Genomic DNA, 3,009 nt, shown 5'->3' with positions numbered 1-3,009 from the left:
CTTCGACTGGCTGGCCGTTGACAATATCAAGCTGACGGGCGAGCCGTTTCAGACAGAAGCCGAAGTGACGGGGCAGAGCCGGTTCACGCTCAAGGCGATCGACGGAACGGCGCTGCGGATAGCCTCGCCGCCGAATGGCGATGCGTACGAGCTGATCTACTGGGATGTCTCCAACCTGAAGGGCAGAACCGTCTACCTGGAAGCAGCGGACGGCATGGACGCCGAGGAGGAGGGCTGGCTGGCTTTCGGCGCGCCGTTCTCGTTCAATCACAAGGACGTCGTCGAAGACGGCTACTGGTCTTTCGAATCGGGAACTTACGCGGATTGGGATCGGACGGGCGACGCGTTCGGAGCGGAACCGAACAGCCGGTTCCTGGGCCGGCCGCTTGGCAGCGGGAACGGAAAGTACTGGGCGGACAGCCTGGCGGCGGGCGAGGATAAAACCGGGACGATGACGTCTAAGCCGTTCGTGGTCGACAAGCCGATCCTGTCTTTCTTGGCCGCCGGATGGAATGGGCAGGCTGGTTGGAACCCGCCGCGCAACTATTACGAGCTGATCGACGAGAACGGTCAGCGTCTCCGGCTGGCTACGCCGCCGGGGCAAAGCTCCCAGCCGCTTAATCAGTTTATCGCACAGTATTGGGACGTTTCCGATCTGATCGGGGAGACGGTGCGCTTTCGCGTCGTCGATGGCGATTCGAGCAGCGGATACGCCTGGTTGGCGCTCGATTCTATTCATCTGATGGACAATCGGGATTTCGAAATGGGTAGCTATGCGTCGTGGCAGACGGTGGGCGCGGCATTCGGAGCCGAGCCCGAGTCGTTGGGGCAGTCGGCGGCCGCTCGGGGCGCAAGAGGCAGTCGGTGGAGCGATTCGTCGTCCGGCGGCGCGAATGCCACGGGAACGCTGACCAGCGAGCCGTTCAGGCTGGAGGGCGAATGGCTGAGCTTCCTTGCAGCGGGCTATGCCGACGGAGGCGCTAATTATTACCGTCTGCTTGCGGCGGACGGGCAGGAGCTGGACAGGGTGTCGCCGCCGAACGGAGCCGACTTCGTTTCGCTGAAATTGCATGCGCCGGGCAAGGCCGGCACGCTCGTTCGCTTCGAAGCGGTGGACGGCAGCGCGTCCGAAACAGAAGGCTGGCTCGCGTACGACGATCTGAACGAACGCAGACTGCTGCCAGACAAGCTGACGCTGCGGCTGTCGCAGGAAGGCGCGCAGTGGAGCGACGCGGCGGTATTGAACGGCGTCGGGGCGACACGGCTCGCCTATGAACTGCCGGGCACCGAATCATACCGCTACGTGCAGATACTCGTGGAAGGCGGCCGGGTCGACGCCGGATTTCTGCAGATGCTGCAGCTGCGCCAGCCGGTTTCCCGCTGGACGGACGGAGCACTGGGGCAGAACGGCACGCTGGATCTCGGCCAGATCCGGTCCGTTAACGGCTTGAAGCTGCAATTCGCGACGGCGTGGACGCGCTCGTTCACGGTCGAGACTTCCGTCGACGGCCAGACCTGGTCGCCGGCGTACAAGGCGATCGCCGACGCAGGCGCATCCGTCCAAGTGGTATTCACCGAAACGAACGCGAGGTATATCCGGCTGGCCGGACTGCCGTCTGAAATCCCGACGGGTATGACTGCGCAGGTTGTTGCGCCGCCCGCGCTGAATTTACAGCCTATTCCCGTACCGAGCGACGGCGGCGGGGGGACGAATCCGGAGGAGCCGAACCAGCCGTCGCAGGGTAACGGCACGACGACGCAGGAGCCTGCAGATATCAGAATTGCGCAAGCCGGCGGCGTAACGACGCTGACCGTTAAGGCGACGGCCAAGTCCGTGACAGAAGGCGGAAGCGTCGCGGAGCTGACGGCGGCGCAATGGAAGGCGCTCGTCAAGCTGGCGGCCGAGAAGGCGGTCGGGCAACGTGTGCACATCGTCGTCGAAGTCTCTGCGCCGGACGGAGACGTTCGGGAGATCGTCCTGCGTCTGCCGTCCGGCGCGGCTTACGATCTTGAGTGGGCCGAAGCCTGGACGCTGGAAGCGATTTTTCCATCCGGACGCCTTTCCTTGGACGAGAAGGCGACTGCGGAGCTTGCCGCTGCAGCCGGTCAAGGCCCGATCGAGATCGGTCTCGGGGTCTTGGAGCCGGGGGCCGCGCAGCGGGAACAAGCGAGTGCCGGTGAGGCGCAGTCCGGGAGCGGACAAGCGGCTGCCGGAAAATCCACAGGTGCGGGGGTACGTGCCGCAAGCGTTGCCGCCTCGGGTGGCGAAGAGGCTGTATATCGCTTCTCCTTGAAGGCCAACGGTCTATCAATGACGACGCTAGCCGCGGGCAAGGCAAAGATTGCGCTGCCGTACGTGCTCGGCGAAAGCCAAGAGACGCCGGCAGTCGTTGCCTACGCCTCTTGGGACGACGGGACACGACAGGTGTTACGCGGCGGTTTCGACGCCGCGCGCGGCGAGGTGGCGTTCGTGACCGGCGAACTTGCGTCCTTTACGATCGGCTACAATAAAGTCGAGTTCCGGGATGTGCCGGACGGCGTCTGGTACGGGGAACCGGCGGCCTATCTGGCCGCCCGCAGCATCGTGCTCGGTAAGGGATCCGGACTGTTCGCCCCGGCGGACAGCGTAACGCGCGCAGAGTTCGTCGTCATGGTCATGCGGGCTTACGGCATCGCCCCGGCGGAGGATCCAGCCTCGTCCTTCGACGATGCGGGCAGCGGATATTCTGCACCTTACTTGGCCGAAGCGAAGCGGCTCGGCCTGGTGAACGGCGTAGGCGGCAACCGTTTTGCGCCCGCTGCCGCGATGAGCCGGCAGGACATGCTCGTCATTTTGCACCGGATGCTCTCGCGGCTGAATGAGCTGCCGGTGGTGTTAAAGGGTGATGCGGCAGCCGTCCGCTTCCGTGACGAAGCGAAAATCTCCGCTTATGCACGGGAGGCGGTGCTCGATTTCGCCGCGGCTGGCTCGGTGATCGGCTACCGGGACGCAATTGATCCGCATGCCGT

Annotated in this window: 1 protein-coding gene; it reads left to right on the top strand. The window is 64.3% G+C overall.

Annotated elements, in window-relative coordinates; all coding sequences use genetic code 11:
• A partial coding sequence (locus tag PAT3040_RS00325; protein ID WP_181376354.1) for an S-layer homology domain-containing protein occupies positions 1-3,009 on the top strand: 3,009 nt, incomplete at both ends.

The organism is Paenibacillus agaridevorans, assembly GCF_003112455.1.
GTDB lineage: Bacteria > Bacillota > Bacilli > Paenibacillales > Paenibacillaceae > Pristimantibacillus > Pristimantibacillus agaridevorans.
Note: the sequence above shows the minus strand (reverse complement) of the source record. Positions and strands in the feature narration are given on the sequence as shown.